Below are 26,240 nucleotides of genomic sequence, written 5' to 3' on the forward strand. Positions count from 1 at the left end.
AACGTGGCCCACAGCAGTCGGCGCCGCCGTACGGGGAACGTCCTCCGCACGGCGGCGCCGCCGACTCTCGGTCACACGGTCTTGACCGCTCGCGCTCCGTTCGGCGGGGAGGGGCTGGGGAGCGGCGTGGTGATCTCCGCCGCGCGCGGTGTCTGGAGCGTCGCGGCCGCGGTCTCGCGGGCGAGGAAGGCGCCGAGTTCGCCGATGGTGCTCATCAGCGGTGCGGGGAAGACCACGGTGGTGTTCTTGTCGACGCCGATCTCCACGAGGCTCTGCAGGTTGCGCAGTTGCAGGGCGAGGGGGTGGGCCATCATCGTGTCGGAGGCGTCGCCGAGTGCGGCGGCGGCCATCGATTCGCCCTCCGCGTTGATGATCTTGGCCCTCTTCTCCCGTTCTGCCTCGGCCTGGCGGGCCATCGCGCGCTTCATGCTGTCGGGCAGCTGAATGTCCTTCAGCTCGACCAGGGTGACCTCGACGCCCCATTCGGCGGTGGTGACATCGAGGATTTCCCGGATGCCGAGGTTGATGCGGTCGGTCTCCGACAGGGTTTCGTCGAGGGTGTGCTGGCCGACGACCTTGCGCAGGGTGGTCTGGGCGATCTGGTTGATGGCCGCGCCCACGTTCTCGATCGCGATGACCGACTTCACGGCGTCGACGACGCGGAAGTAGGCGACTGCGGAGACGTCGACGCTGACGTTGTCCCGGGTGATGATGCCCTGGGACTGGATGGGCATGGTGACGATCCGCAGGGACACCCGGTGCAGGACGTCCGCGAACGGCACGATGACCCGCAGGCCCGGCTCACGCGTGCCGACGAGCCGGCCGAACCGGAACAACACGCCCTGCTCGTACTGCTTGACGATCTTCAGGGCCATCATCAGCCCGATCAGGGCAACCACGGCCAAGGCGATCAGCGCGAAGATCAGGACTTCCATGAAGATGCTCCTCACGAAGTGCGGTGGCGGAGCAAGGTGATGACCCGGGTCCGTCTGCAGGGCTCCGCACCGATGTAACCGGGTGCGGCGAGCCTGCCTCGCCTCCATGCTCGCGCGGTGCGGGTGGGGCGGGCAGGGGCCGAACGGTCCACACTCCGCATCAGCGGGGAACGTCTTCGGTGCCGCGGTCCCGCGGTGCGGTGCGGCTGTGGGCGTCGTTGGAGTGGGCCGTGAGCCGGTCGATGACCGCCACCACACCGTCCAACTGCTCGGCGAGCCGAAGCGCGACGGGAATCTGGCTGCTCCTGGGCAGCCGGCCGGCCAAGGTGACGACCCCGTCCACGACACCCACGCTCACGGCATCGGCACCAATACCCATCGTGTCCGCCAGCACCTCCTCGACCAGCACTCGGCGTATCTCGTGGTCCGGGCGCAGGAACACGCGGAGCAGGTCCCGTCGGGTCACGATGCCGACCAGACGCTCCTCCTCGTCGACGACCGGCAGCCGCGTTACCCCGCGTCGGGTAATGAGGCGGGCGGCCTCAGTGACCGTCTGTTCGGCATGGATCGTGACGGCCGGCGCGGTCATCAAGTCTTGAGCAGCGAGGTGGTCTTGAACGAGTAGATCGGTCCGCGAGATGACCCCGAGGACGTGTTCGTCCGCGTCCAGGACCGGCATGCCGCTGATGTCGTGTTCGACGAGCAGCGAGGCTACGTCGGTGGACGCGGTCCGCCCGGTGACCGAAACGACCTCGTCGGTCATCAGGAAGCCGACTTTGGCGTGTTTCATCTGAGGGGTCCTCCTGTCGGCTGCAGCCGGTGAGCGCATCGTGCGGAGCGCCCTCACCAGCCACCATCCGCCCCCTACCTCCGCGGTGCGAGGGCCGAACGGTCCTCTGTCAGGCCTGACTGGTCCCCTGCGGTGCGCGGCCGGTGAGGCGGTGCGTGGCGGGCAAGGAACCTTCGGTCCCTTGACTGACCCTTGCGGCCCATTCCACGCGCAGGCCCGGGCGGCAGTGTGAAGGCGCCCCCCGACGCTGTTCGACAGAGGAGGAAGCCATGCAAGGCTCCGCCCAACACGGTCTGGACCTCGGCTCGGTCGCCGTCGGTGTCGACGGATCGAGCACCGCGTTGACAGCGGCATTCTGGGCCGCAGCCGAGGCGCGAGGACCTCGCCGAGAGCGGCGTGGTGCTGGCCGCGGTCCGGGACGAGTACGACCTCGAATGCGCGCGACGCGCCGCCCGCGAAGCAGAGCTGCGCAGAGCAACGCTGCGCCTGCTGACCGTGTGGAACGTACTCCAGTACGCCGGAACCGCCGTCACCATGCTCGACGACGTCAACGAATTCGCCGGCCGCCATGTCCGCAGCCTGAAGTCCGTCGCCGATCGCGTACGCGAGGAGTTTCCCGCGTTGACGGTGAATACCGACGCGGAAAAGAGCGTGTCGGTGGCTTCGGTCCTGGTCGAGGCATCACGCCATGCAGACCTGCTCATCATGGGAGGACGGCGATCACCCGGGTACTTCGGGCCCACCCTGGGACGCACCACGCACAGTCTCCTGCACCACTCGCACTGCCCCGTGGAGCTCATTCCGCGGCACGACGAGGAGCAGGGGAGCGACGCGTCATGACGGACATCGCGGAAGGACGGGACATCGCGGTGGGGATCGATCCCAACGGAAGGTGGCTCCTGCCGCTCGCCTGGGCTGCGGACGAGGCACACCGCCGCAATGGCACACTGCCCGGTCGTCGTGGTGGGAGGCTCTGAGGGCGTCGCCAAGGGCCCGCCCCATCTCGTCGTCGGAGTCGACGGCAGCGAGTCGTCGACGACGGCCATGGCCTGGGCCTTCCAGGAGGCCAGCCTTCGGGGCTGAGAGCTGCACGCGATCTCGACGTGGCAGCCGCCCGTCTTCTCCTTCCAGTGAACGAGACGGCGGCTGTGGGGGCCCAGCGCCGCATGCTGACCAAGGCGGCCGCAAGCCGGGCGCATGAGTACCCGGACGTCAAGCTGACCCACGAGGTGCTCACCGGACACCCGGTGGAGTGCCTCGCCGAGGCGGCTGAGCATGCCCTGGCCCTGGTTGTGGGCCGACGGGGCAGGGGTGGTTACACCGGCATCCGGCTCGGATCGGTCGTCCGCGGGCTGCTGCACCGTGCGCACTGCCCTGTCGTCACCGTCCCGAGCGGGTGAACGGGCCCCAAGCCCTCGCTCGTGGGCAACAGCCTGACCGGATTCGCCATGGGTCGGCCCCCCCGGCCCGTCACCCAAGGCTTCGACCATGACCGGCTGGCGGGCAGGGGACTACGCTGAAGGCCGGGCTGGTGCGCAGAGCCCCTCGATACTGGCGGAGGTGTCCATGGTCGGGGTCGATGGCGATGCGCCCGCGGGCGGGATTCCGCAGCCGAGGTTGGACGCGCTCCAGGCAGAGATCCTTGCCGCGCGGAATACCCGGGATCGACTGACGGGCCTGCTGGAGGCGGTCATGTCGCTGGGGCAGGAGCTGGACTTGGCCCAGGTGCTGCGCGGGATCGTGGAGGCTGCGGTCGTCCTGGTGGACGCGGAGTACGGTGCGCTGGGCGTGACGGGTGACGACGAGAAACTCGCCGAGTTCCTCCCGGTGGGCATCAGTGACCAGCTCCGGGCGCGGATCGGGGCCCTTCCTACCGGGCACGGACTGCTGGGCGAGCTGATCAGGCACCCGAGGCCGCTGCGCCTGGGAGAGCTCTCGGAGCACGCGGCCTCCGCCGGGTTTCCGGAGCACCACCCGCCGATGCGTTCCTTCCTCGGCGTACCGATCCGGGTCCGGGACGAGGTGTTCGGCAATCTGTACCTGACGGAGAAGCGGGGCGGGAAGGGCTTCGACGCGGAGGACGAGGGGGTCTTGTCCACCCTCGCGGTTGCCGCCGGCGTCGCCGTGGACAACGCCCGCCTGTACGAGGAGGTCCGCCTTAGGGAGCGCTGGCTGGAGGCCGGCTCGGACTTCACGAGCGCGTTGCTGTCGGGCTCCTCCGAGATTCAGGTGCTGGAAGGCATGCTCGAGCGGGCCCGGGACATCATCTCCGCCGAGATGTGCGTCTTCTACCAGGTGGGGCCCGGCGGCGAGCTGCGGGGCTCGCTGGCCCTGGGGGAGGGTGCCGAAGCGCACCGCGGGATCGTGTTGCCCGGCGGCGAGGGGATCCTGGCCGCGCTTGCCCTGGCCCGGGACGGCCTGATCACCTTGGGCGATGTGGCCACTGACGCCCGGGTCGTGGCGCAGCCGGACGCCTGGACGGGGTTCGGCCCCGCTGTGGCGGTCACGGTGGGCACCAGGGCGAAGCTGCGGGGTGTACTGATGCTGGCGCGGCGTACCGGCCGGCGGGCGTTCGACGGGGCCGAGGTGGCGCCCCTGCCCGGCTTCGCAGGCCAGGCCGCCCTGGCGTTGGAGCTGGCGGACCGGCGCCGGGACAGTGAGCAGGTGAGCCTGCTGGCGGACCGCGACCGGATCGCTCGCGACCTGCACGATCTCGCGATCCAGCGGCTCTTCGCGACCGGGATGACGCTGCAGAGCGCCCAGCGCTTCGTGGAGCATCCGGAGGCCTCCGAGCGGCTGGACCGTGCGATCGGCGACCTGGACGAGACGATCAAGATCATCCGTACGACCATCTTCGGACTCCGCGACCATGAGAAGGCGGGCAGCACTCCGAGGCTCCGGGCCCGCGCGGTGCGCGCCGTGGGCGCGGCGGCGGCGGTACTGGGCTTCGCCCCCGCCCTGCGCATGGAGGGACTGATCGACACGGATGTGCCAGTGCCGGTCGCCGACGACGTGGTGGCCGTGCTGGGGGAGGCTCTGACCAACGTGGCCCGGCACGCCCGGGCGGCGCGGGCGGAGGTCGCGATCGTCTTGGAGGACGGCGTGCTGGTCGTGATGGTGAGTGATGACGGTGTGGGTGTCGCGGAGGGTGGCCGTCGGAGCGGTCTGCGCAACCTCGCGGAGCGCGCCGAGGCCCTCGGGGGCGGGTTGTCCGTCTCGCCGGGCCCGGATGGTGGCGGAACCCGTCTGGGCTGGCGGATCCCGATCGGACCTACCCAGTGAGTTCGGGCCTCAGCGGCCGGTCTCGTCGTGCTCGCGCACCTCGGCGGCGATGACGGCAGCCTGGACGCGGCGTTCGACGCCCAGTTTGGCGAGGAGCCGGGAGATGTGATTCTTGACCGTCTTCTCGGACAGGAAGAGCCGTTTGCCGATCTGCCGGTTGGTGAGGCCCTCGCCGATGAGCTCGAGCACCGCTCGCTCCCGCTCGGAGAGCACCGTCAGCCGCTCGTCCCCGGACGGCTTCCCGGCGGCCGGGTCCCGGAGCGAACGCATCAGGCGCGCGGTGGTCGCCGGGTCGAGCATCGACTGGCCCGTTGCCACCGTCCGGATCGCGGCGACCAAGTCGGAGCCTTTGATCTGCTTCAGGACGTACCCGGCGGCGCCGGCCATGATGGCGTCGAGCAGGGCGTCCTCGTCGTCGAAGGACGTCAGCATGAGACAGGCGAGATCCGGCATGCGCGAGCGCAACTCGCGGCAGACGGTGATGCCGTCGCTGTCGGGCAGCCGTACGTCGAGCACCGCGACGTCGGGCCGCAGCGCCGGCCCCCGGGCCAGGGCCTGCGCGGCCGTGGCCGCCTCGCCCACCACCTCGATGTCCGCCTCGGAGTCCAGCAGGTCGTGCAATCCGCGCCGGACGACCTCGTGATCGTCGAGGAGGAACACCCGAATGGGCGCCGGAGCGGCAGCTGGTGCATCGGACATCCACGCCACACCCTCGGGTCGGATACGTCTGGGAACAATTATCTCAGATGCGGCTTCCGCTGCCGTGGGGTGCGTACAAGTCGAGGAGCCGGACCCGGGCGGAGACGAGCCGGTGGGCGAGCACCTGCCCCACCCATTGCCACATCGCGGAGGTGAGTGCGGGGTCGGAGTCCATGAGCGTCCGTACTGCGGCGGCGTCGAACTCGTCGGTGCGCACCGGCGTCGTGGCCTCGGCGCCGAAGTGCCAGGTGTAGGGACGGAACAGCCAGGACCAGCCGACGAGTTCGCCCGGGCCGACCGTCTCGACCACCGCCGCCTGCCTCCCGGGTACGTGCACGTCCATGCCGACGTTCCCCGACCGGATGACCCAGAACCGGTCGGCGTGCCCGCCCTGGTTGAACAGGCGTGCGCCGGCGGGGAAGTCCGCCTCGTGGGCCAGGGCCAGCAGGCTGTCGCGGTGTTCCGGGGAGAAGGCGTGGTCGAAGCGGTTGGGGGAGGAGGTGAGCCGGTGGGGGGAAGAGGTGCTCATGGCGGTTCTCCGTTCGGGTCCGCCTTCACTCTCCGCTGGTGGCGGCAGACCCGGGAAGGGCCGTTCGGTACCCTCTCCGACCCGGGCGGCCCACCCGTACCGCCCCGGGCGGGACGATCAGTAGGGCCAGGACCAGTCGGCGACCTCCGGGAGATCGGTTCCGTGGGCGCGGATCCAGTCGTGGTGGCGGATCCGCTGGTCGCCCATGGTCTGACGCAGGGCCGTCGCGCGGCCGGCGAGGCCGGGGACGCGGTCGATGACGTCCATGACGAGCCGGTAGCGGTCGAGGTCGTTGCGCACGACCATGTCGAATGGGGTGGTGGTCGTGCCGGACTCCTTGTAGCCGCGGACATGCAGGTTCGGGTGGCCGGTCCGCCGGTAGGCGAGGCGGTGGATCAGCCACGGATAGCCGTGGTACGCGAAGATCACGGGCTTGTCGGTGGTGAAGAGTGCGTTGTACTCCGTGTCGGTCATCCCGTGGGGGTGCTCTTCCCGTGGCATCAGGCGGGCGATGTCGACGACGTTGACCACACGCACGGCCAGCGAGGGCAGGTGCTCGCGCAGCAAGGCCGAAGCAGCCAGGACCTCCATGGTGGGTACGTCCCCGGCGCAGGCCAGCACGACATCAGGTTCGCGTGCCCCGTCGTCCGTGCCGCCCCACGCCCAGATTCCGGCGCCCCGCGCGACGTGCGTCCGCGCCTCGTCCATGTTCAGCCAGGCGTGGCAGGGCTGCTTGCCCGCGACGATCACGTTGACCTGGTCGCGGCTGCGCAGGGCGTGATCGGCCACCGCGAGGAGGGTGTTGGCGTCCGGCGGCAGGTAGACCCGTACGACCTCGGGGCTCTTGTTGAGGACGTGGTCGACGAAGCCGGGGTCCTGGTGGGAGAAACCGTTGCTGTCCTGGCGCCAGACGTGCGAGGTGAGCAGGTAGTTCAGGGAGGCGATGGGCGCGCGCCAGCTCAACTCGCGGGCGCTCTTCAGCCATTTGATGTGCTGGCCGACCATGGAGTCGACGATGTGGGCGAAGGCCTCGTATGTGGAGAACAGGCCGTGCCGACCGGTGAGGAGGTAGCCCTCCAGCCAGCCCTGGCAGACGTGCTCGGAGAGGATCTCCATGACCCGGCCGTCCCGGGACAGGTTCTGGTCGGTGGGCTCCGTGCTGCCCTGCCAGGCCTTGCCCGTCACGTCGTACAGGTCGTCGAGGTGGTTGCTCGCGGTCTCGTCCGGTCCGACGACCCGGAAGTCTCGTCGTCCGGCTGTGTCCCTCATGACCTGCGCGAGATAGCGGCCCAGGACCCGGGTCGGCTCGTGCAGGGTACTTCCCGGCTTCTCCACGGGGACGGCCCACGCGTCGAGGGCGGGCAGCGGGAGCGAGCGCAGCAGCCGGCCGCCGTTGGCGTACGGGCTCGCGCCCAGGCGGCGCGCACCCTCAGGGACGCAGGCCAGGACCTGCGTCGTCGGGCGGCCGTCGGCGCCGAAGAGTTCCTCGGGCCGGTAGGAGCGCATCCAGCTTTCCAACTGCCTCAGGTGTTCGGGGTTTTCGCGGACCTCGGCGAGCGGCACCTGGTGTGCGCGCCAGGTGCCCTCGACGGGTTGGCCGTCTACGGTCGTGGGTCCGGTCCAACCCTTGGGGGTCCGCAGGACGATCATCGGCCAGCGTGCGCGCTCGGCGCCCGGGTCCGTGCCGGCCGCCCGTGCTTTCCGCTGGATGGCGTGGATACGGTCGAGGGCCTGGTCCAGGGCTCCGGCCATGGCCGGGTGGACGAGGGCGGGGTCGCTGCCGGAGACGTAGAGGGGCTCGTGCCCGTAGCCGCGCAGTAGTGCGTCGAGTTCCGCCTCGGGGATCCGTGACAGCACCGTCGGGTTGGCGATCTTGTATCCGTTGAGGTGCAGGATCGGCAGGACGGCGCCGTCGTGGACCGGGTCGAGGAACTTGTTCGAGTGCCAGGAGGCGGCCAGCGGCCCGGTCTCCGCCTCGCCGTCGCCGATGACGCAGGCCACCAGCAGGCCGGGATGGTCGAAAGCGGCCCCGTACGCGTGGGCCAGCGAGTAGCCGAGTTCACCGCCCTCGTGGACGGAGCCCGGCGTTTCCGGCGCGACGTGACTCGGCACGCCGCCGGGGAAGGAGAACTGGCGGAACAGCTTGCGCATCCCGTCCACGTCACGGCCGATGTCCGGGTAGGTCTCGGTGTACGTGCCCTCCAACCAGGAGTTGGCGAGTACGGCCGCCCCGCCGTGGCCGGGTCCCCAGACACACAGGGCATCCAGCGAACGCTCCTTGATCACCCGATTCAAGTGGGTGTGGACGAGGTTCAGGCCGGGCGCGGTGCCCCAGTGGCCGAGCAGCCGCGGCTTGATGTGCTCCGGCCGCAGCGGCTCGGCAAGCAGCGGGTTGTCCATGAGGTAGATCTGGCCGACGGCCAGATAGTTCGCGGCACGCCAGTGCGCGTCCAGCTCCGCGATCCCGTACGTGGTCGCCATGAGTGCTCCTTCGAACCGCAGTCCGGGTCATGCGCTGGTTGAGCCGACGTTTGAACGGTGCTCCCACGGGCCGGTGCCGGGAAGGGCAGGACCGGCCCCTGCAGGGGGGCCGGTCGGCCCCTTCTGCGACGACGGCCGGGCATGGAGTGTGAGCGGCGGGTCATTACCGGAGCATGTCGCCGCCGCCAGGGTGGCCCCTGGCGGCACGCCGGGAACGGTGGACGGTTTGAGACGATGCGGGGCACAAGGACCGTGTCAGGGTGATCGCCCCGAGGAGGCAGGCAGGTGAAGGGAACCGAGGCCAAGGCGCGGCATCATCCGGTTGTCGTCGCACACCGTACGAACCGGGCGGCCGATGTCCAGCTGCGGGTCGCCGATGCGATCACGAAGTTCGCCGGCTCCATGCCATTCGTCTATCTCCACGCGATCGGATTCGCCTTCTGGATGCTGTTCGTGGAGGCCAATCCCTGGCCGATGCTGACGCTCGTCGTCTCCTTGGAGGCGATCTTCCTGTCGACGTTCGTGATGATCGGCCAAAACCGGCAGGCGGCGTTCCAGCAGGCGAAGGCCGACCACGATTTCGTCGAGCAGGAGCTGGAACTCAAGACCAATACGGAACTGACCCGGGCTATCCACGCGATGACCACGGAACTCCACCGCCGGCTGGTTCCCGAAGCGGACAGTGATAGCGGGTCTCCTGCGTGGTGAAGGGGTCCGCAGTGCGCATGATGGCCGCGGCCAGAGTCTGGGTGCGCGGCCCCATCCAGCCCCGACGAGGCGGACGTCCTCCTGCGTCTGAGCCGATGGCGGCATCGCCCCGCGCGACGCCCTCAGCGGTAGGCCCTTGAAGACCCCGCCGCCGACGTGGTCGCCTACGGCGACATCATCAACGTCACTCCCGGATCACGTCGCGTACAGCCTGTGGATGCTCTCCAAGCTGCCCCTGTCTGCTGACACTGACCTGCGATCCCACCCCCAGAACCCTGCGCATCCCGCTGACACACCGGCTCTGCGCCCGACGCTTCCTTCGGCGGGGGAAGCGGCCTCCACCGTCACGCCCCGAGGAGAGGGCCGCATGGGCCCGACCGGCCCCGGTAGGGGACCGTCCGGCCCTGTGCGTGCACCGGTGGCGGGTTCAGCCTGAGGTTGACGCCCAGTGCGTCGCCAAGTTCCGGTACTGGCTACGAACCGCAAGGGTGTGAGGATCATGGGAGAGGCCACGGCAGGTACGTCCCCGATCAAAGTTTCGGCTGCTCGCGGCGATCTCGGACGGCGCGTGAGCGCCCGCCGCGAAGAGCTGGGACTCACGCGTGAAGAACTCGGGGAGCGTTGCGGGGCCGCCGCGTCGTACATCGCTTACGTGGAGGAGCGGGCGGCGGCGCCCAGCATGGTCATGCTCGTGGGTCTCGCGGACGGGCTGGGGACCACCGTTGCCGAGCTGACCGGGAGAACGACCGACAGTCCCCCCGGCATGGGGACCGCGATGCGAGGTTCCGAGTCGACGGTGCTGAGCGAGGCCGAGTGCCTCCGGCTGCTCTCCACCCACGGGATCGGCCGGGTCGGGTTCTCCGGCCTGGAAGGACTTGCCGTCTTCCCCGTCAACTACGTCGTCGTGGGAGACGAGATAGCGTTCCGCACGGCGGCCGACTCGCGGCTCGCCGAGGCATCCGGGACCGAGGTCGCCTTCGAGGTGGACCACATCGACGACGCGATGCGCAAAGGTTGGAGCGTCATGGCCGTCGGCGAGCTGTCCGGCGTCACGGACGGGGAGCGAGTCAGCCACCTGTACTCCGTCGCCCGCTCGCTCCCGTGGGCCGGCGGCCCCCGCACGCACTGGATGTCCGTTACCCCCACCAGGATGACCGGCCGCCATGTGGGATCGGGGTGAGCGCCCTGCGGGCCGTCGTGTTCGACACGGACGGAGTACTGCTCGACTCGGCGCGGCTGCACGCCGCGGCCTGGAAGACCGCCTTCGACAGCTGTCTGGACGCCTGGGCCGCGTCCGGGAACGGGCGGCAGCCTCCCTTCGACGCGGACCGTGAGTACCGCCAGTGGGTCGACGGCAAGCCCCGTCTGGACGGGGCGCGCTCGTTCCTGAACTACCGTGGCATCGACCTGCCGACCGGCGGCCCCGACAGCGCACCGGGCGACGAGGAGATATGGGCGGTAGCCGCGCGCAAGGAGACGGAGTTCGTACTCACACTGGAGGCCGGGACCGTCGAGGCTTTCACCGACGTCGCCCCGGCGCTCGCCCGGCTGCGGGCGCACGGGGTGTGCTGCGCCGCCGTGTCCGCCTCCCGGCATGCCCGGCCGCTTCTCGGATCAGCCTCCCTCCTGGGCTACTTCGACACGGTGGTGGACGGCACGGACGCCGCCAAACTGGGACTGGCCGGCAAGCCGGACCCCGCCCTGTTCCTCGAAGCGGCCGTACGACTCGGAGTGGACGCCGGCCGCTGCGCGGTGGTGGAAGACGCCCTCGCGGGGGTCGAAGCAGGCCGGCGCGGCCACTTCGGCCTCGTCATCGGCCTCGACCGGGCGATGAGCCCCGCCACCGCGCGGGCACTACGGGAACGGGGGGCGGACCTGGTCGCCGCCGAACTCCTCACGGTCGCCGACCTCGTCTGCGGTGCAGGGCCGTGACCGCCTCGTGGACCTGGGAGTACGACCGCTACGAGCCCAAGACGGAGCGACTCGTCGAAGCCCTGTGCACACTGGGCAACGGCAGGTTCGCCACGCGCGGTGCGGCACCCGAGACCCCGGCGGGTCCCGTCCACTACCCCGCCACCTACGCCGCCGGCTGTTCCAACCGGCTCACCTCGCACGTCGCCGGACAGCAGGTCGACAACGAGGACATGGTCAACCTGCCCAACTGGACGGCACTGCGGTACCGCTGTATCGCCGACGACAGTCCCCCGGGCGACTGGCTGACTCCCGACGACCCCGGCATGCTGCACCACAAGGTGGTGCTCGACCTGCGCCGGGGAACGCTCACCCTGCACATGCTCTTCCAGGACGGCGATGGCCGCCGCCTCGGCGTCACCCACGTCCGCGTCGTGCACATGGGGGACCCCTACCTCGCGGCCCAGCGGACAACCTTCCGCGCGTACGGCTGGAGCGGCCTGGTCGAAGTGGAATCAGGGATCGACGGGGACGTGACCAACGCGGGAGTGGAACGCTACAGCGGGCTCGACGGCCATCACCTCACCGATCACCGGACGGGCTTCGCATCGCACGGCGTCGCATGGATCGTCTGCCGCACCACCTCCTCACGCACTGAAATTGCCCTTGCCGTAAGGACGGTCACCCAACCCCGCACGCCCACCATGACGAGCCACACTGCAGCCGGGACGGTGCAGACGTTCAGACTGCCCGTGGCCCCCAGGCAGTCCGCGACGGTGGTGAAGACCGCGTCCCTGTACACCTCGCTCGACAGGCCGGCCGGAGATCTCCTGTCGCGCGCGGTCGAACACGCTTCGCGGGCACCCGGATTCCCGGACCTGCTCACGGCGCAGCACTCGGCCTGGGAACGGTTATGGGAACAAGGCGAGTTGACCGTCTCGGGGGAGGCGGACAAGGTTCTGCGCCTCCATGTCTTCCACATGCTGCAGACGCTCTCCCCGCACACCGCCGAGCTGGACGTGGGTGTCCCCGCGCGGGGCCTGCACGGTGAGGCCTACCGGGGCCACGTCTTCTGGGACGAACTCTTCGTCCTGCCCTACATCACGCTGCACTTTCCCGAAGTGGCGCGGGCCCTGCTCATGTACCGCCACCGACGGCTGCCGGCCGCCCGCGATGCTGCCCGGCGAGCCGGTCAGAGCGGGGCGATGTTCCCTTGGCAGAGCGGAACTTCGGGGATGGAGGAGAGCCAGGCCCTGCACCTCAATCCCCGCTCGGGCCGCTGGCTGCCCGATCACTCGCATCTGCAGCGCCACGTCGGCTCCGCGATAGCCCTGAACGTCTGTCGGTACGGGCGGGCCACCGGCGACACGGCGTTCCTGCACGGCCCCGGCGCCGAACTCTCTCTGGAAATAGCCTGCTTTTGGGTCGGCGCCGCCGTGTACGACCCCGAACGAAAGCGGTACCGCATCCGCGGTGTGCTGGGCCCGGACGAGTACCACGACGCCTATCGGGAGGCCGCGGAGCCAGGGGTCGACGACAACGCCTACACCAATGTGATGGCGGCCTGGGTGATCCAGCAGGGGCTCGAACTGCTCGACGAGCTGACCCCTGCCCGCCGGACGGAGCTGACCGAACGGCTCGCCCTTGACCGCAGCGCGCTGGAGCACTGGGACGAGGTCTCGCGTCGCCTGTACGTCCCATTCCACCGGGGCGTCATCAGCCAGTTCGAGGGATACGGAGACCTCGCGGAGCTGGACTGGGCGGCCTACCGTGCCCGGTACGGCGACGTCCGACGGCTCGATCGGATCCTGGAAGCCGAAGGGGATAGCGTTAACCGCTACCAGGCCTCGAAACAGGCCGATGTGATCATGCTCGGCTTCCTCTTCCGGCCCGCCGAGCTGTACGCCCTTTTCGCCCGGCTCGGCTACCGGCTCGACGACGCGACATGGCGGGCCACCGTCGCGTACTACCTGCCGCGCACCAGCCACGGATCGACGCTCAGCAGCCTCGTGCACGGCTGGGTGCTGGCCCGCCTGAAGGACCCGGACGCCTGGAAGTACTGCGAGGAGGCACTCCTCGGCGATGTCACGGACATCCAGGGCGGGACCACCGGCGAGGGGATCCACCTGGGCGCCATGGCCGGCACCCTGGACCTCGCGGAGCGCGGTGTCACGGGTCTGGAGACCGGCCCCGAGGGCCTGTACGTCGATCCCGTCCCCCTGCGAGAGATCGAGCCCGTCTCCTTCACGCTCTGCCACCGGGGACACCGCGGTGTCCGCGTCCGGCTGCTCCCCGGCAGGTTCGGCATCACCGTGCCGCAATCCCGCCAAGGTCCCCTGGCCCTCATGCTGCCCGGGGAACAGGCCGTCGTGGTGGCGGCCGGAGGCGAGCACTGGTTCCGGCTTCCCGGAGACTAGACCCGCTGCCGTCGCGGAGATCCCCCTCGCGGCCGGACCGGCCCGAGAGGGCCGAACGGCCCCCACCCGGCACCCGGTGGGCCCCTACGGGCCGCGCATTCCCGAATGGACAGTGGAGAAAGCACCGAGACGTATGGCGTACGGGCTCGCGGGAACGACCGAAGGAGGAAGCGCATGAGTGCGAAACAGGTTCTGGTCGCCTATGGAAGCAAGCACGGTGCGACCGCCGGGATCGCGGAGCAGATCGGAACGGCGCTGCGCGAGGACGGCATCGACGTTTGGGTGGTCCCGGCCGGCGAGGTCACGGACGTCCGTGGCTACGACGGGGTGGTGCTGGGTGGCTCCCTGTATGCGGGGCGGTGGAATGGCCGGGCCCGGCGCTGCGCGAAGCGCAATGCCCGGTATCTGAAGCACCGTCCCGTCTGGCTGTTCAGCAGCGGACCGGTGGGCTCCTCCGCCGAACGCAGCGACATCCCGCCGGTACGGGCGGTCGCCCGTCAGATGCGACAACTCGGCGCCCGTGACCACATCACCTTCGGCGGCAGTCTCACGGAAGGTACGGCCGGCCTGTTCGCCCGCGCCCTCGTACGCCAGGGAAAGGGCGGAGACTTCCGCAACCCCGAGCGCATCCAGGCCTGGGCGCACCACATCGGTGCTGAGCTCACGGCGGCCGGCTCACCCGCTCCATGAGAAGACTCCCGGTGCCGGAGGCTCGCCATGCTTCACGGAACACCGCCCAACCGGCTGCGGCGGACGGCTGACCGTACGCGCACCCGGTGGCTCGTCGCCCTCGCCCTGTCGACTCTCGTAGCCACTCTCTGCGGAGTGGCCATCGGGCTGGCCGTGTGGAACGTCGACAGCCGCACCGCGCGGGAACAGGCCCAGCACGTGCACCGGATCACGGCCACGACGGTCGGGGCCGCCGAACACGCTCCCGACGCTTGGACCGGCGGCGCCGAGGCCGTCGCACAGGCCGCCTGGCAATTCCCTTCGGCCACCCGGCACACAGGCCTCGTAGAGGTCCAGCCCAGGACCCCCGCGGGTCGTCCCGTCGCGATCTGGGTCGACGACACGGGCCACACGATCCAGGGACCCCCGTCCGCGGGCGAGAGGGCCTTCGCCGCGATGACCATCGGCGCCACTGCCGCTGCCCTGGTAGCGCTGACAGCCGCAGGCGTCGTCCACCTGAGGCTTCGGACCATCGAGGCGCGGAGCCTGTCCATGTGGGAACGGGACTGGCAGCGCGTGGAACCCGGCTGGTCCGGCAGACTGCCCACTCAATCAGGAGTCGACGATGACCGAGGCACTCACCGGCCATCTCCCTCCCCAGGGAGGAACGCCACCCACACCGCGCGATCCGAGCGAACCGTTGCCGTTGCTGCGCCGGGAGCTCGGCACCGGAGCTGACGGGCTGTCGACGCGGGAGGCCGAGCGCCGGCTCGCCGTCTATGGACCCAACGAGGTCCGGAGCAAGGGCCGCACCTCCCTGGTACGCGAGCTGGTACGTCAACTGGTGCACCCGCTCGCCCTGTTGCTGTGGGTCGCAGCGGCCATGGCGTTCATCGCCGACATCCGCGTACTCGGGATCGCGGTCGTCGCCATCGTCCTCGTCAACGCCGCCCTCGCCCTGCTCCAGGAGCGCCAGGCCGAGCAGGCGGTGGAGACACTCGCCAAGTACCTCCCCGAACACGCGATGGTGATCCGCGACGGGAGGTCCCGGCAGGCGGAAGCCCGCACCCTGGTGCCGGGCGACATCATCACCCTCGACGAGGGCGACAAAGTCCCCGCCGACGTCCGACTCGTCGACGGCGGCCTCGAAGTCGACCTGTCCATGCTGACGGGGGAGTCCACCCCGGCCCAGCGCATCGCCGGGCCGGGGACCCCGGGTTCCACGATTCTGCAGGAACCCAACCTCGTCTTCAACGGCACGACCTGTACCGCCGGTCAGGCCCGCGCGATGGTTTTCGCCACCGGCGACCACACCGAACTCGGGCGCATCGCCGCCCTCAGCCAGCGCACGCGACGGGACCCGAGCCCGTCGGAACAGCAGGTCAAGAAGGTCGCCTGGCTCATCGCCGCCGTCGCGGTCGCGATGGGCGCGCTGTTCCTGGTCCTGGGCGTCGCCGTGGGACTGCCGCTGACCGACGCGCTGATGTTCGCCATCGGACTCCTCGTCGCCAACGTGCCCGAAGGACTACTGCCGACCATCACGCTCGCCCTCGCCGTCGGAGTGCGCCTCCTGGCCCGCCAAGGCGCGGTCATCAAGCGACTCAGCGCCGTGGAGACCCTGGGATCCACCAACGTCATCTGCACCGACAAGACCGGCACCCTCACCCAGAATAGAATGCGACTGCAGAGCACCTGGACGCCCGACGACGGCACAGGCCCCGGCTCCGGCGCCGTACGGCTGACGGCCGTGGCCGCCCTGTGCACCACCGTCACCAGGGACGCAGACGGTGAACTCCACGGCGACCCCACGGAGATCAGGCTGGTGGCCGGCGCCGCTGATCGAGGCGCCCCGCTCGACATCGACGCGCGCGACACGGGTCGCCACACCGTCTTCCGCTTCGACCCCCGGCTGCGCCTGATGTCCGTCGTCCAGCGTGATGCGGCGGACGGCGCCATGCGGCTGATCGTCAAAGGAGCCCCGGAATCGGTGCTGGCCCGCACCCTGGATGCCGCCCAGACCGTCACGGCGCGTGTCGCGGCCGAAGAACTCTCCGGCCAAGGCATGCGCGTACTCGCCGTCGCCATCCGCGAACTGGATGGCGACGCCTCGGCGACCCGTCGTGAGGACGCGGAGACGGAGCTGACGCTGCTGGGCCTCGTCGGCCTGTACGATCCCCCGCGGCCCGAGGTCGCCGCCGCAGTACGGCGCTGCCACGAAGCCGGGCTACTCGTACACATCGTGACCGGCGACAACGGAGCGACCGCCGCAGCCGTGGCCCGCGAGGTAGGTATCGGGGAACCCCGCCTCGTCGTGGTCGCGGAGTCCGAGTCGATCGGCGACCACGACCTCGACCGGCTCCTCGCGGACGGCGACGCTGAGGTCGTCTTCGCCCGCTCCTCACCGGAGACGAAACTGAAGGTGGCGGACGCCCTACGGGCCCACGGGCAGATCGTCGCGATGACCGGCGACGGCGTCAACGACGCCCCCGCACTGCACCGCGCCCACATCGGCGTGGCGATGGGGCTCTCCGGCACCGACGTCGCCCGCGAGGCGTCCACGATGGTGCTGACCGACGACAACTTCGCCACCATCGTCACCGCGATCGAATCCGGCCGCCAAGTCTATGACAACGTAAGGAAGTTCATCGTCTACATCTTCGCCCACCTCACCCCCGAGGCGGTCCCCTTCCTGGTCTTCGCCCTCACTGGCGGCTCCATCCCGCTTCCCCTCACCGTCCTGCAGATCCTGGCCATCGACCTCGGAACCGAGACCCTCCCGGCGCTCGCCCTGGGCCGCGAACGCGCGGAGCCGGGCAGCATGAGCCGCCCACCCAGGCCGAGCTCCCAGGGCGTCATCTCCAAGGACATGCTCATCCGCAGCTGGGGCTACCTCGGCACCGTCTCCGCCGCCCTCGTCATGACCGCGTTCTTCTACGTCCTGTGGCGGGCCGGCTGGCACCCCGGGGACCCGACCGGCCCGGGAACCCCACTGCACCATGCGTGCGTCACCGCGACGGCCCCCGGCCGCAGGCCCCAGCCCGAGTGCCACGACAACGGTACCCGGCGTGCCGGGGGAGCGCGGAGTTGCTGCTGGCGGATCCATCGGTGAGGCGATCACTGATGATGGGAACCAGCAGATGTGATCTGGTTCTTCGCTAGGCGGTTCGAGCAGCTGCAGCACCTTCGTGGGTACAGGCCGCTGATCCAGGACCCTTGAGCTGCGCTCGTCAGCCGTGAGGTCAAGTACGAGCTGTGGATACAGAACTGCGGATGCGGGCGGTGGGGACAAAGTGGCCACGGTGTCGGCGGCATGCGCCGTCCGTATCCGCTCGAAGGATCCTGATGAGGACGTGTTCGAGGCCGGACTGGCCGGGGGGACATCCCCTTGCAGTCGCCGAAGCGGATTGTGTCGCTTTGGGAGCTTTCTTCTTCGCACCTCTGGCGGTCATTCTGCGGACCACTGCCGCTGGAGGTGGCGCAGGATCCGGCGAGCACGATGATCGTGGCGAGTGCGGCGACGAGTCCGCACCCGATTGACTTGGGGGACGGCCCGGGACCGCTGGCCGCTCCGGTGCCTGGGCGGGGAAGACGTAGGCGCGGGTCGAAGTGGACGTCGTTTCTCCGGTCGCGTGATGATTTTCTCTGTAGAACGTATGGCCCGCTTGACGTCGTTCCTGCTGTAGAAGACGTAGCAGCACCTTGCTTCGTCACGTCAAGTCGCTTGGGACGGCGGGAGGGTTCGATTCGGTCAGGCCTTCCCGCCGGCGCACGCGCGGCACTTCCTCAGGCGGCGCTGGAACGAAGCGGCCGATGCCGGGCAGTGGCCTCAGCGATCAGTATCGCGGCGCGATCCACCTCGGCGGCAGTGGTGTTGCGGCCGATGCCCAGGCGTAGGGTGCGGCGGGCCTGGGTGCGGGTGAGGCCGATGGCGGTGAGGACATGAGAGGGGTCGCTGGTGCCGGTGTTGCAGGCGGATCCGGTGGAGGCGGCGATATCGGGGAGGCGGTCGAGGACGTCTGCGGCCTCGGTGTCCGGGAGGGTGAGGCTGAGGGTGCCCGGCAGTCGTTGGGTGGGGTGCCCATTGATGGTGGCGCCGGGGATCGCGGCGAGGAGCCTGTCCTGGAGGCGGTCGCGCAGGGCGCGAATCTGGGTGAGGGCCGGTGTGGTGTGGCTGGTGATGAGGTGGGCGGCGGCACCGAGGCCCACGATGGCGGGAACATTGAGGGTGCCGGCTCGTAATCCGCGTTCCTGGCCGCCGCCGGTCTGCTGCGCGGTGAGGAGGGTGTCGCCGCGGACGTAGAGGGCGCCGGTGCCTTTGGGTCCGTAGAGTTTGTGGGCGGAGAGGGAGGCGAGGTCGACGCCGAGTTCGTCGGCGTCGAGGAGGCCGTATCCGGCGCTCTGTGCGGCGTCGGTGTGCAGGAGGATCCCGCGGTGGGCGGTCAGTTGGGAGATGACGGCGATCCGCTGGAGGGTGCCGATCTCGTTGTTTGCGTGCATCACGGAGACGAGGACGGTGTTCGGGGTGAGGGCGGCGGCGATGTCCCCGGGATGGACTCGTCCGTGCTCGTCGACGGCGACGCGGGTGGAGGTGTAGCCGTGGTGGTCGACGAGGCGTTGGACGGCGGCGAGGACGGCCTTGTGCTCGATCGTGGTGGTGATGACGTGGCCGCCGCGGGGGCGTTTGGCGAGGGCTCCGCCGACGATGGCGAGGTGGTTGGCCTCGGTGGCGCCGGAGGTAAAGATGACCTCGACGGGGTTCTTGGCGCCGATGAGGTGGGCGACGCGGCGGCGGGCGGTGGCGACGGCCTTGGCCGCTTCCCGGCCGTAGGCGTGGGCACTGTTGGGGTTGCCGTACGCGGTGGTGAGGTACGGCAGCATCTCCTCCAGGACGCGGGCGTCGAGTGGGGTGGTGGCCTGGTGGTCGAGGTAGATCGGTCGGTTGGTCACGCTGTCTCCTTCCTGGCCCGGGCGGCGGCCGGCGTGGCCGCGGCGTATTTTCGTTCGCCGTCGACGAGGTCCCAGTAGACGGTGCGGGGCTCGGCGAAGACGGAGTAGGCGGTGGCCAGGCACCGCCAGTTCCGGTTCGGCTGGGCCCGGGTGAGGACGAAGGCGTCCTCGAAGAGTTTGTCGGCGCGCCGCATCAGGGCCGGGCGCGGGTCCTGGGGGCCGAACAGTTGCAGATAGCCGTGTTCGCGGAGCCACGTTTCGGCGTGCTCGGGCTGAGGGTCTCCGGCGAGTTGTCCGCCGTCGGCCAGGGTCTGGGCCGCGAGGCGCTCCAGGCGGCGGCGCCGGCGTGCTTCCTCCCCGCCGGGGCAGTGGTCGCCGCGGAACTGCCACTCGTTCCAGCGGGGGGTGGTGTAACGGTCCCAGTCGACGTCGTCGAGCTGGGCGGTGACCTGGGGCGGGAGTTCACCGCGGGTGAGGTCGGCGACGTCATAGCCGGGGCCGAGCGCTTCGAGGGTGAAGGTCCCCCGTATGCCGGGGCCCGGGCGGTCCATGCGGATCATTACGGTGAGTTTGTTGGTGAAGCGGTTGGTGGGGCCGGCCAGGATGACCGCGCGCCCGTCGGCCAGAAGGGGCTGCGCGCGGTGCGCGATCTCGCCGATGGGGAAGGTGTTGCCCCCGCGGTAGTAGGCCTTCTTCTCGACGCCGCCGTCGGAGCGGATCATCAGCCTGTCGGTGCCGAGCGTGGTGGCGAGTGCGTGGGCGGCGGTGCGGATGTCGGCCGGGCTCTGGCCGGGTCGTAACAGGGCCGCGTTCAGGGTGGGGAGGCCGAGCGAGTGGAGCAGTGCCATGGTCTGCCACTTCGGCCACCGCTGGTCTCTTGCGGCCGCCACGAGTTCCTCGGCGCTCTGAGTGTGCAGCGGTCGAGGTAAGGGAATCGCCATGATGTTCCCCCTCGTCGTCAGGCGGTTGCGGTGGCCAGGATGGCAGCGGTCAGCGTGTCGTAGGTCTGGTGCTTGGCCTCGGTGAAGGGGTGGTCGCGCCAGTCGTACTGCTCGCCGATGCCAAGCTGGTCGGCGACGACGCGGCGGACGAACTGGCGTGCGAACCGGCCGTCGGCGGGCCAATAGTGGTGCTCGCCCGGGTAGGGCGACAGATACAGGTACGAGGTCTCGGCGGCCGCGGGCAGGTCGACGAGCGAGGAGAGGCGCCGGCCCGGGCCACCGACCTTCTCATAGGCGGCCAGGATGGCGTCCGGGTCCGGTACGGGGATGAGGTGGAGGTGAGCATGGCTGCAGCAGGAGGCGCCGAGCTCGCAGTCCCGCGGTCCGTGCTCGGCGACGATGGTGGGCCCGTAGTGAGCCTGGATCAGGGTGCGCATCGACTCCAGGCCGGCGGCGACCTTCGGGAGGTCGTCGGACGGGACGTCGGCGGAGGCGTCGAGGTGCTCCAGCGGCATGTAGAGGGAGTAGCCGGGGGTGAGGCAGCCGACGGTGGGCAAGAGGACCCAGCGGTCGATCGTCTCGATGATGATGCGGGTCTTGGGCTCGCGCGCGGTGAACTCGGTGCAAAACTGGCAGTCGTCCATGTCAGTCACCTTGTGTTCGGGTCGACGAGTTCGTCGGCGTAGCGGCTTCGCAGGTCTGCGGGATGGCCGTAGAACGGGTGGGCGGTCGCGGCGGTGCCGCCGCCGCGGAGTTGGAGTACGAGGCGGGCCAGCGGCATGCCGTGATGCAGGCGCAGGGTGGCCGGGCTGTGGTTGACGAGCTCCAGGGTCAGATGGCCGGCCCAGCCCGGCAGGACGAACGGGCTGGTGACGTGGATGGCCAGGCCGACTCGGGCCAGATGGCTCAGACCGCCGATCATCCCCATGACGTCCGGGCCCAGGGAGACCGGCTCGGAGGCCGGCGCCAGAATCATTTGCCCCGGCGCCAGGTCGTACGTCGTCCAGTCGGTGATCTGCGGGCCGTACAGCGTGTCGATACTGGCCTGGTCGGCCAGGTCGACGACGGCGTCCGGCACGACGATGGGTTGGATCGGACCGCCGAGCCTCAAGAGCAGGCTGTCCCCGCGCAGTTCCCCGTCCCACGTCACGGCGCCGCTGTTGATGTGGTCCTTGATGGACGCAGCTGAGAGCATGACTCACCCCCGGAATTCAGGCAGTGTGGTGGCCGCCGCCAGATCCGAAGGCGACTGAGGAAATGTTCCCGTGGATAGCTCGCCATGTCTCCATGTCCACCCGAACATTTCAAGGTTTTCCTGGCGTGAAATGCGGAGAAGTCCACTACTCCTGGCCGCTCGGACAGTGCAAGCTGGTGGGGTAGTGCCCAGGGGAGGGGAGGAACATGCCGCCGTTACCGTCCGGCCCGCTCAAAGTGCCTGGTCCCGAAGGGTTCCGGGGCGATCTGCTCGCCTGTTCCCCGGATTTGCTGGACCTGACGTGGGACCAGATGCGCACGCTCGTCGTCGTCCACGAGGAGGGCACCGCCCTCGCGGCGGCCCGGCTGCTGGGCCGGGAGCAGTCGAGCGTGCAAAAGCAGCTCGACATCCTCAACCGGAACTTCCAGGCGCTGACCGGTGAGCTGGTGGTGGTCAAGCAGGGCCGCGGCCGCGATCTGCTGTTCACCCCCACCGGGCTGGAACTTGTCGACCGCATCCGATCGACGTTCTCGGACTGGCTTCAGGGCATCGCCAACTCCCGCCGCCGGCTCGGCTCCACCCTGACCGTGGGCACCACAGAGTTCACACTGCCCTTTCTGGCCCGTGTCTGGGAACGGGTAGAACCCGAGCTGACGGCGCGGGAGGTGGAGCTCAAGGTCGTCCACGTGCGTACCCGCGACTTCCGCCAGCGCCTGGACTCCAACCAGGTGGACCTCTTGTGCGGGGGCCTGGCCGCGCCGGTCGGGGACGCCCCGCTCGCCCCCGAGTACGACTTCCTGGAGTGGCACCGCGAAGGCCTCGCTCTCCTGACAAACCTGTCCGTCCGCGAGCTGCCCGCCCGGCAGGTCGGCGTCGAGCGGCTGCGGAACCTGCCGCTGGTCATCCCCTCCCGCGGGGTGATCGCCGACTTCATCGAGCGCTGGTACGGAACGGACTTCCGCACCCACCTCCAGGTCGTCGCGGAGATCGACGACATCTACTACGGGCTGGCCCTGCTGCGCTCCGAGATGACCCGCGGCTGCATGCTCTGCGCCCGCTCCATAGGCGAAGCCGCCGTCGCGGGCCGGCTGCCCGGCGGCGAGGGGTTCCGCCTGGTCGAGTTCGCCGACGACTTCGACCCCATGCTCCAACTCGTCTCGGGCGTCTTCGCCCGCAAGGGCGAGCGGGACACCTACGACACCTCACACCCCTTGAACGTGCTGTGGGAGGCCTTCCGCGAGGAAGCCGCCTCCGGCCGGCCGATCCCGGTGTGACCATCCCGTCCGCCGAAGGGCACTCCTGATGCTGCTGGCCTCGATCAACCTCAACAAGCGGCTCGGCGCGGACAGCGCACGGGCACGGTTCGCCGCCTGGCTCCGCAGGCACGATGTCGCGGTCATCGTCGCGCAGGAGCCGTACAAGCCCGCCGACCGGCGCCCGCCACTTCTGCCCGGGTACGTCTTCGCGGGCGGGGACGGCCACCTCGCCACCTGGGTCCGCGAGGACGTCGCCACCCCGGCCGTATCCGCGCCGACCAGTTGGGCGCAGCGGGTGGAGCTGGGCTGGCTCACCATCCTGCAGGTTCACCTCGATGCCTACACCAGTGCGGCACGCACCACCCAGCTCGGCGACCTGGCGGCGCTGGCCGCCGCCGAGGGCGGGCGTCCGCTGCTGGTCTGCGGGGACTTCAACCTCGCGCCGCGGCCGCAGGACGGCCTGTACGGCGGGGAGGTCAGCGGCTTCACCGCGGACACCGAGCGCAAGGCGCTGCAACACCTGCTCCAGGCCGCGTGGCTCGTCGACACCACCGGCACGGACGAGGAAGCGGAGTTCACGTTCGAGCGGCTCCTCACCGGCAAACTCAGCCGCTTCCGGTGTGACCTCGCCCTGCTGAGCGACCACCTGGCCGTCGAGGTCCCGGTCGCGGCCCGACATGAAGTCCGAACGGGGCCTGAGGCATTCACCGACCACTCCGCAATCCTGCTCAACCTGCCGATCACCCCTGAGGTCGCGGAGCCGGACGACGTCCTGTTCGCGATCAGCGACCTGACGGGCAAGCAGCCGGCGACCGCGGGCGCACGCTCGTACCAGCCGCACAAGACCGCGATGAGCCGCCAGGCGGCCTCACCGGCGGCCCGTGCGGTCACCGGGCACCTGACGGGCCCGCTCGGCATCCGTACGGTCCTCGATCACGGGTGCGGCCGCGGTGCCGATGTCGCCCACTACCGGGCCGCTGGGCTGGATGCCGACGGGTACGACCCGCACGAGGGGTTCGGCTGGCCCCGCCCCGAGCGGGAGGGATACGACCTCGTGACCCAGATGTTCGTCCTCAACGTGCTGCCCGACCCGGGAGCGCGGATCCGCGCGCTGCAGGACGCGGCCGAGTTCGTCCGCCCTGGCGGGCGCGTCGTGGTCGTCACCCGCTCCCCCGAGGAGATCACGAAGGCTGCTGCCGGCGGCAGCTGGACGGCCCATCATGACGGCTACTGGTCGAGCGAGGGGAAGGGGACCTTCCAGCGCGGCATCAGCGCGGCCGAGACCACCGCGCTCGCCCGGCACGCCGGCCTCACCCCCGCGGTGGGGGAGGCCGGGCTGCCCCTGCCCGGAGTGAGCCACATCGTGCTGGTCAAGCCCGAGCCGTAAAGGTGTGGCGGCACCGCAGGTCAGCGGTTGCCGGTCCAGACGATGCGCTCCGAGAAACCGCCCCGCTGCTCGGCCTTGGACGCCCGGATCTTCTCCAGCTGGGCAGGGTCGACGCCGAGGTCCGCCGCGAGGGCGAAGGCGACTTCGAGGACGTCCGCGAGCTCCTCGGGGGCGTCGGTCTCGTCCGCCTCCATGTACTCCGCCACCTCCTCGGCCAGCTTCGCGCGGAGCCGCTCTCGGTACTCCGTCGGATCGGCCACGTAGACCTCCGGCTCGGCTCCGTCCGCGCGGATGATCTGAGGGATCCGGTCCCGTACCAGCTTGCCCGTGGTGAGCACGTACTCTCCTGCACCAGTTCGTCCTTGGCCGGTCACGCGACCGGCCCCGTGTTGTTCGAGCGTAGAGTTGGCGCCTCATCGGGCGCCATCAGAAACAGGAATCCCACCCGAAGTGGTCAGTCCTACCGACACGCGTGAGTGCTCGTGAGGAGCGTCCTTCTCCGGACTGATTCAATGGCAGGTTCGGCCCCCGTCGTGACGAGCAGGTCGAAGTGCTCGATCCGTTCTGGGGCCCTCTGCCGCAGGAAGCTCCGGTAGCCGGCCCTGTCGCGTGCCGCCCGCACGAGAGCCCACCCACACTGGCGTTCCAGGTACCAGGCGACCTCTTGGTCTGGGACGGCACAGCGGATCCACAGCGGTGGGGGTGTTCTGCCGAGCGGCACAGTCACCTAGCCACAGCGTGGCCAGCCGGCCGAGTCGGTTGAGATCGGGATCGGTGAAGGCCAGTCTCGCCAACCAGCTCTGCTCTGCACGTTCGCCCTCGGTCCACCCTGAGGCGTCGGCTCCTTCTACCGGGGCGAGTGCTCCGACGAGCTGGTTCTCTTCCCACATGCCGACGAGTTGGATGTCAGGCTGGAGGTCGGCAGCCAGGTGGAGCAGGGACGAGCCGTCGGTCGTCGCGGTTCGGGCCCGCTTCTCGTGGTCGTTGCAGCGGTGGACGACGTCTGCGAGCGGGTCCCAGTCTGAGGTGGTCAGGGGCAGCATGGAGTACGCGGTCTCTGTCTACGAGGTCGGGTGCTTCACTGCGACGCCGGCGTACGCAGCCGAGACGTAGTCGGGCACGGCCGAGAACTGGTGGCGCGTCTGGTGCCGGGCGGTCGGGACCATGCGAACCGGGCCGCCGTAGAGGTCGCCCCAGTCGCCGAAGAGGTCGCTGATCGACTGCCGGCCCCGGGGCCGGAACGCGATGCCCTCCTCGTCGTACACGTCCTGGACCCGCTTGACCCAGGTCGGGCTGAAGTCGGGCGTCGCGTGGGTGATCGACAGGGCGCTGCCTGGAGGCAGCCAGGCCCGGAGGTAGGCCACAGCGTCCTGCACTCGGGCGTCGTCGGGGATCCACGGGAGAACATCGTGAAGGAGGACGGCAACGGGCCGCTCCCGCGTCAACTGTCCGTCGGCTTCCAGCCGGGCCAGCAGACGGGCCGTGTCCGTGACGTCGGCGATTACCGCGATGGGGCGAGAAGCCGTCGGGGCCGAGTCAAGGAGACTGCGCTGGCAGGCGACTACGTCGTGGTTGATGTCCGCGTAGACCACCGCGGCGGAGCGCCAGTGCTGCTGCGCGACGTCGTGGGTGTTCTGCCCAAACCGGAGGTCACCTCCGCCTGCGGGTCGGGGCAAGGCGTAGCCGCAACCGAGATCCAGGAACTGCGAGATTCCGCGCGAGGCCAGGGCTTCTGTGATCAGCAGATGATGGCTGCGGTTGATCTTGGCGGCTGCGGGCCCTCGCGGGAAGGCGTTGAGGATCTTGCGGGCGAGATCCTGGTCGACGGAACCGGCGCCCTCCATGCCGAACCACATTCGGTAGATGCGTGCTGCGCTGGGCCGCTGGTGGGCGTCCGGGCCCGGGGCGGGAATGCCCAGTGCGAGGCCTTCCTGGACCAGGTTCACGGCCGTGCTCCTCTCGGGTTGGGTGTGCGTTGTCCTGGAAGCTCCGAATGTTCGAGCGGGCTGCGGCCGTGACCTGGGGAGGCTGGCAGACAGGAGGTGGGGCCGCAGCCGGACGGCGGGAGGTCGTTCCGAGGGTGACGTAGTACC

Annotated in this window: 24 protein-coding genes; 13 read left to right on the forward strand and 11 right to left on the reverse strand. The window is 69.9% G+C overall.

The genetic code is table 11. From position 1 onward, the window contains the following. Positions 1 to 71: 71 nt before the first annotated feature. Complete coding sequence (locus OG906_RS33905) at positions 72 to 935, reverse strand: slipin family protein (protein ID WP_329447840.1); 864 nt, start codon at positions 933 to 935, stop codon at positions 72 to 74. Between the two features lie 160 nt (positions 936 to 1,095). Further along, positions 1,096 to 1,725 (reverse strand): CBS domain-containing protein, encoded by a 630-nt coding sequence (locus OG906_RS33910; RefSeq protein ID WP_329447841.1) that lies wholly within the window; start codon positions 1,723 to 1,725, stop codon positions 1,096 to 1,098. Positions 1,726 to 2,121: 396 nt separating this feature from the next. Between OG906_RS33910 and OG906_RS33915 the strand changes: the two genes are divergently transcribed. The 4 genes from OG906_RS33915 (at position 2,122) to OG906_RS33930 (ending at position 5,007) form a co-directional block, all read left to right on the forward strand. Further along, positions 2,122 to 2,565, forward strand: coding sequence for a universal stress protein (locus tag OG906_RS33915; RefSeq protein ID WP_329447842.1), 444 nt, complete (start codon positions 2,122 to 2,124; stop codon positions 2,563 to 2,565). 99 nt (positions 2,566 to 2,664) lie between these two features. Continuing rightward, positions 2,665 to 2,808, forward strand: a complete 144-nt coding sequence (locus tag OG906_RS33920) for a hypothetical protein (RefSeq protein WP_329447843.1) — start codon at positions 2,665 to 2,667, stop codon at positions 2,806 to 2,808. 47 nt (positions 2,809 to 2,855) lie between these two features. Then, on the forward strand, positions 2,856 to 3,125 hold the full coding sequence (locus tag OG906_RS33925; protein ID WP_329447844.1) for a universal stress protein: 270 nt from the start codon (positions 2,856 to 2,858) through the stop codon (positions 3,123 to 3,125). Positions 3,126 to 3,291: 166 nt separating this feature from the next. Beyond that, positions 3,292 to 5,007 carry a sensor histidine kinase gene (locus tag OG906_RS33930; protein ID WP_329447845.1) on the forward strand — a complete coding sequence of 572 codons (1,716 nt, stop codon included), beginning with the start codon at positions 3,292 to 3,294 and terminating at the stop codon, positions 5,005 to 5,007. A 9-nt stretch (positions 5,008 to 5,016) separates the two neighbouring features. Here the strand turns inward: OG906_RS33930 and OG906_RS33935 are convergent, their stop codons facing one another. From OG906_RS33935 to OG906_RS33945, 3 genes are all read right to left on the reverse strand, one after another. Next, positions 5,017 to 5,706, reverse strand: coding sequence for a response regulator transcription factor (locus OG906_RS33935; RefSeq protein WP_329447846.1), 690 nt, complete (start codon positions 5,704 to 5,706; stop codon positions 5,017 to 5,019). A 43-nt stretch (positions 5,707 to 5,749) separates the two neighbouring features. After that, positions 5,750 to 6,235: a Crp/Fnr family transcriptional regulator gene (locus OG906_RS33940; RefSeq protein ID WP_329447847.1), complete on the reverse strand. Its 486-nt coding sequence runs from the start codon at positions 6,233 to 6,235 to the stop codon at positions 5,750 to 5,752. A 117-nt stretch (positions 6,236 to 6,352) separates the two neighbouring features. After that, on the reverse strand, positions 6,353 to 8,716 hold the full coding sequence (locus tag OG906_RS33945; protein WP_329447848.1) for a phosphoketolase family protein: 2,364 nt from the start codon (positions 8,714 to 8,716) through the stop codon (positions 6,353 to 6,355). Between the two features lie 285 nt (positions 8,717 to 9,001). Between OG906_RS33945 and OG906_RS33950 the strand changes: the two genes are divergently transcribed. The 7 genes from OG906_RS33950 to OG906_RS33975 all read left to right on the forward strand — a co-directional run bounded on the left by OG906_RS33950 (position 9,002) and on the right by OG906_RS33975 (position 17,530). Continuing rightward, positions 9,002 to 9,424, forward strand: coding sequence for a DUF1003 domain-containing protein (locus tag OG906_RS33950; protein ID WP_329447849.1), 423 nt, complete (start codon positions 9,002 to 9,004; stop codon positions 9,422 to 9,424). Positions 9,425 to 9,923: 499 nt separating this feature from the next. Further along, the gene (locus OG906_RS33955; RefSeq protein ID WP_329447850.1) at positions 9,924 to 10,604 is read left to right on the forward strand and encodes a helix-turn-helix domain-containing protein; all 681 of its coding nucleotides are present in this window, start codon (positions 9,924 to 9,926) and stop codon (positions 10,602 to 10,604) included. After that, complete coding sequence (locus OG906_RS33960) at positions 10,601 to 11,356, forward strand: HAD family hydrolase (protein WP_329447851.1); 756 nt, start codon at positions 10,601 to 10,603, stop codon at positions 11,354 to 11,356. The genes OG906_RS33955 and OG906_RS33960 overlap by 4 nt, the downstream gene beginning before the upstream one ends. Continuing rightward, positions 11,353 to 13,752 carry a glycoside hydrolase family 65 protein gene (locus OG906_RS33965; protein ID WP_329447852.1) on the forward strand — a complete coding sequence of 800 codons (2,400 nt, stop codon included), beginning with the start codon at positions 11,353 to 11,355 and terminating at the stop codon, positions 13,750 to 13,752. The genes OG906_RS33960 and OG906_RS33965 overlap by 4 nt, the downstream gene beginning before the upstream one ends. A 174-nt stretch (positions 13,753 to 13,926) precedes the next feature. After that, complete coding sequence (locus OG906_RS33970; protein ID WP_329447853.1) at positions 13,927 to 14,442, forward strand: flavodoxin domain-containing protein; 516 nt, start codon at positions 13,927 to 13,929, stop codon at positions 14,440 to 14,442. Between the two features lie 27 nt (positions 14,443 to 14,469). Then, positions 14,470 to 15,159 (forward strand): Rv1733c family protein, encoded by a 690-nt coding sequence (locus OG906_RS43705; protein ID WP_443067442.1) that lies wholly within the window; start codon positions 14,470 to 14,472, stop codon positions 15,157 to 15,159. Beyond that, positions 15,047 to 17,530, forward strand: a complete 2,484-nt coding sequence (locus tag OG906_RS33975) for a cation-translocating P-type ATPase (RefSeq protein ID WP_329447854.1) — start codon at positions 15,047 to 15,049, stop codon at positions 17,528 to 17,530. The genes OG906_RS43705 and OG906_RS33975 overlap by 113 nt, the downstream gene beginning before the upstream one ends. Positions 17,531 to 18,204: 674 nt before the next feature. Here OG906_RS33975 and OG906_RS33980 read toward each other — a convergent pair. The 4 genes from OG906_RS33980 to OG906_RS33995 are packed head-to-tail and all read right to left on the reverse strand — an operon-like array spanning position 18,205 to position 21,504. Next, entirely contained in the window at positions 18,205 to 19,368 is a 1,164-nt protein-coding gene (locus OG906_RS33980) for a cysteine desulfurase family protein (RefSeq protein WP_329447855.1), read from the reverse strand. Continuing rightward, a complete protein-coding gene (locus OG906_RS33985) occupies positions 19,365 to 20,309 on the reverse strand; it encodes a hypothetical protein (protein WP_329447856.1) in 945 nt (314 codons plus the stop codon). Before OG906_RS33985 ends, OG906_RS33980 begins: the two co-directional genes overlap by 4 nt. A gap of 17 nt (positions 20,310 to 20,326) precedes the next feature. After that, entirely contained in the window at positions 20,327 to 20,953 is a 627-nt protein-coding gene (locus tag OG906_RS33990) for a hypothetical protein (protein ID WP_329447857.1), read from the reverse strand. A gap of 5 nt (positions 20,954 to 20,958) precedes the next feature. Then, positions 20,959 to 21,504, reverse strand: coding sequence for a dCTP deaminase (locus OG906_RS33995; protein ID WP_329447858.1), 546 nt, complete (start codon positions 21,502 to 21,504; stop codon positions 20,959 to 20,961). A 236-nt stretch (positions 21,505 to 21,740) separates the two neighbouring features. On the opposite strand from OG906_RS33995, the gene OG906_RS34000 reads away from it, so the two are divergent. Both OG906_RS34000 and OG906_RS34005 read left to right on the forward strand, forming a co-directional pair. Continuing rightward, entirely contained in the window at positions 21,741 to 22,778 is a 1,038-nt protein-coding gene (locus OG906_RS34000; protein WP_329447859.1) for a LysR family transcriptional regulator, read from the forward strand. A gap of 28 nt (positions 22,779 to 22,806) precedes the next feature. Further along, positions 22,807 to 24,147, forward strand: a complete 1,341-nt coding sequence (locus tag OG906_RS34005; protein ID WP_329447860.1) for a methyltransferase domain-containing protein — start codon at positions 22,807 to 22,809, stop codon at positions 24,145 to 24,147. Between the two features lie 20 nt (positions 24,148 to 24,167). On the opposite strand, the gene OG906_RS34010 is transcribed toward OG906_RS34005, so the two are convergent. Both OG906_RS34010 and OG906_RS34015 read right to left on the reverse strand, forming a co-directional pair. Continuing rightward, entirely contained in the window at positions 24,168 to 24,485 is a 318-nt protein-coding gene (locus OG906_RS34010; RefSeq protein ID WP_329447861.1) for a nucleoside triphosphate pyrophosphohydrolase, read from the reverse strand. 723 nt (positions 24,486 to 25,208) lie between these two features. Then, positions 25,209 to 26,093 (reverse strand): SAM-dependent methyltransferase, encoded by an 885-nt coding sequence (locus OG906_RS34015; RefSeq protein ID WP_329447862.1) that lies wholly within the window; start codon positions 26,091 to 26,093, stop codon positions 25,209 to 25,211. Positions 26,094 to 26,240 lie beyond the last annotated feature (147 nt).

Source organism: Streptomyces sp. NBC_01426 (assembly GCF_036231985.1).
GTDB lineage: Bacteria > Actinomycetota > Actinomycetes > Streptomycetales > Streptomycetaceae > Streptomyces.

What these genes read in the sequence shown, in the direction of transcription:
- OG906_RS33905 (WP_329447840.1), bottom strand. Translation starts at nt 935, where the DNA reads ATGGAAGTCCTGATCTTCGCGCTGATCGCCTTGGCCGTGGTTGCCCTG.
- OG906_RS33970 (WP_329447853.1), top strand. Translation starts at nt 13,927, where the DNA reads ATGAGTGCGAAACAGGTTCTGGTCGCCTATGGAAGCAAGCACGGTGCG.
- OG906_RS33985 (WP_329447856.1), bottom strand. Translation starts at nt 20,309, where the DNA reads ATGGCGATTCCCTTACCTCGACCGCTGCACACTCAGAGCGCCGAGGAA.
- OG906_RS33975 (WP_329447854.1), top strand. Translation starts at nt 15,047, where the DNA reads ATGACCGAGGCACTCACCGGCCATCTCCCTCCCCAGGGAGGAACGCCA.
- OG906_RS33930 (WP_329447845.1), top strand. Translation starts at nt 3,292, where the DNA reads ATGGTCGGGGTCGATGGCGATGCGCCCGCGGGCGGGATTCCGCAGCCG.
- OG906_RS43705 (WP_443067442.1), top strand. Translation starts at nt 14,470, where the DNA reads ATGCTTCACGGAACACCGCCCAACCGGCTGCGGCGGACGGCTGACCGT.
- OG906_RS33945 (WP_329447848.1), bottom strand. Translation starts at nt 8,716, where the DNA reads ATGGCGACCACGTACGGGATCGCGGAGCTGGACGCGCACTGGCGTGCC.
- OG906_RS33955 (WP_329447850.1), top strand. Translation starts at nt 9,924, where the DNA reads ATGGGAGAGGCCACGGCAGGTACGTCCCCGATCAAAGTTTCGGCTGCT.
- OG906_RS33990 (WP_329447857.1), bottom strand. Translation starts at nt 20,953, where the DNA reads ATGGACGACTGCCAGTTTTGCACCGAGTTCACCGCGCGCGAGCCCAAG.
- OG906_RS33910 (WP_329447841.1), bottom strand. Translation starts at nt 1,725, where the DNA reads ATGAAACACGCCAAAGTCGGCTTCCTGATGACCGACGAGGTCGTTTCG.
- OG906_RS33940 (WP_329447847.1), bottom strand. Translation starts at nt 6,235, where the DNA reads ATGAGCACCTCTTCCCCCCACCGGCTCACCTCCTCCCCCAACCGCTTC.
- OG906_RS33920 (WP_329447843.1), top strand. Translation starts at nt 2,665, where the DNA reads ATGGCACACTGCCCGGTCGTCGTGGTGGGAGGCTCTGAGGGCGTCGCC.
- OG906_RS33995 (WP_329447858.1), bottom strand. Translation starts at nt 21,504, where the DNA reads ATGCTCTCAGCTGCGTCCATCAAGGACCACATCAACAGCGGCGCCGTG.
- OG906_RS34005 (WP_329447860.1), top strand. Translation starts at nt 22,807, where the DNA reads ATGCTGCTGGCCTCGATCAACCTCAACAAGCGGCTCGGCGCGGACAGC.
- OG906_RS33935 (WP_329447846.1), bottom strand. Translation starts at nt 5,706, where the DNA reads ATGTCCGATGCACCAGCTGCCGCTCCGGCGCCCATTCGGGTGTTCCTC.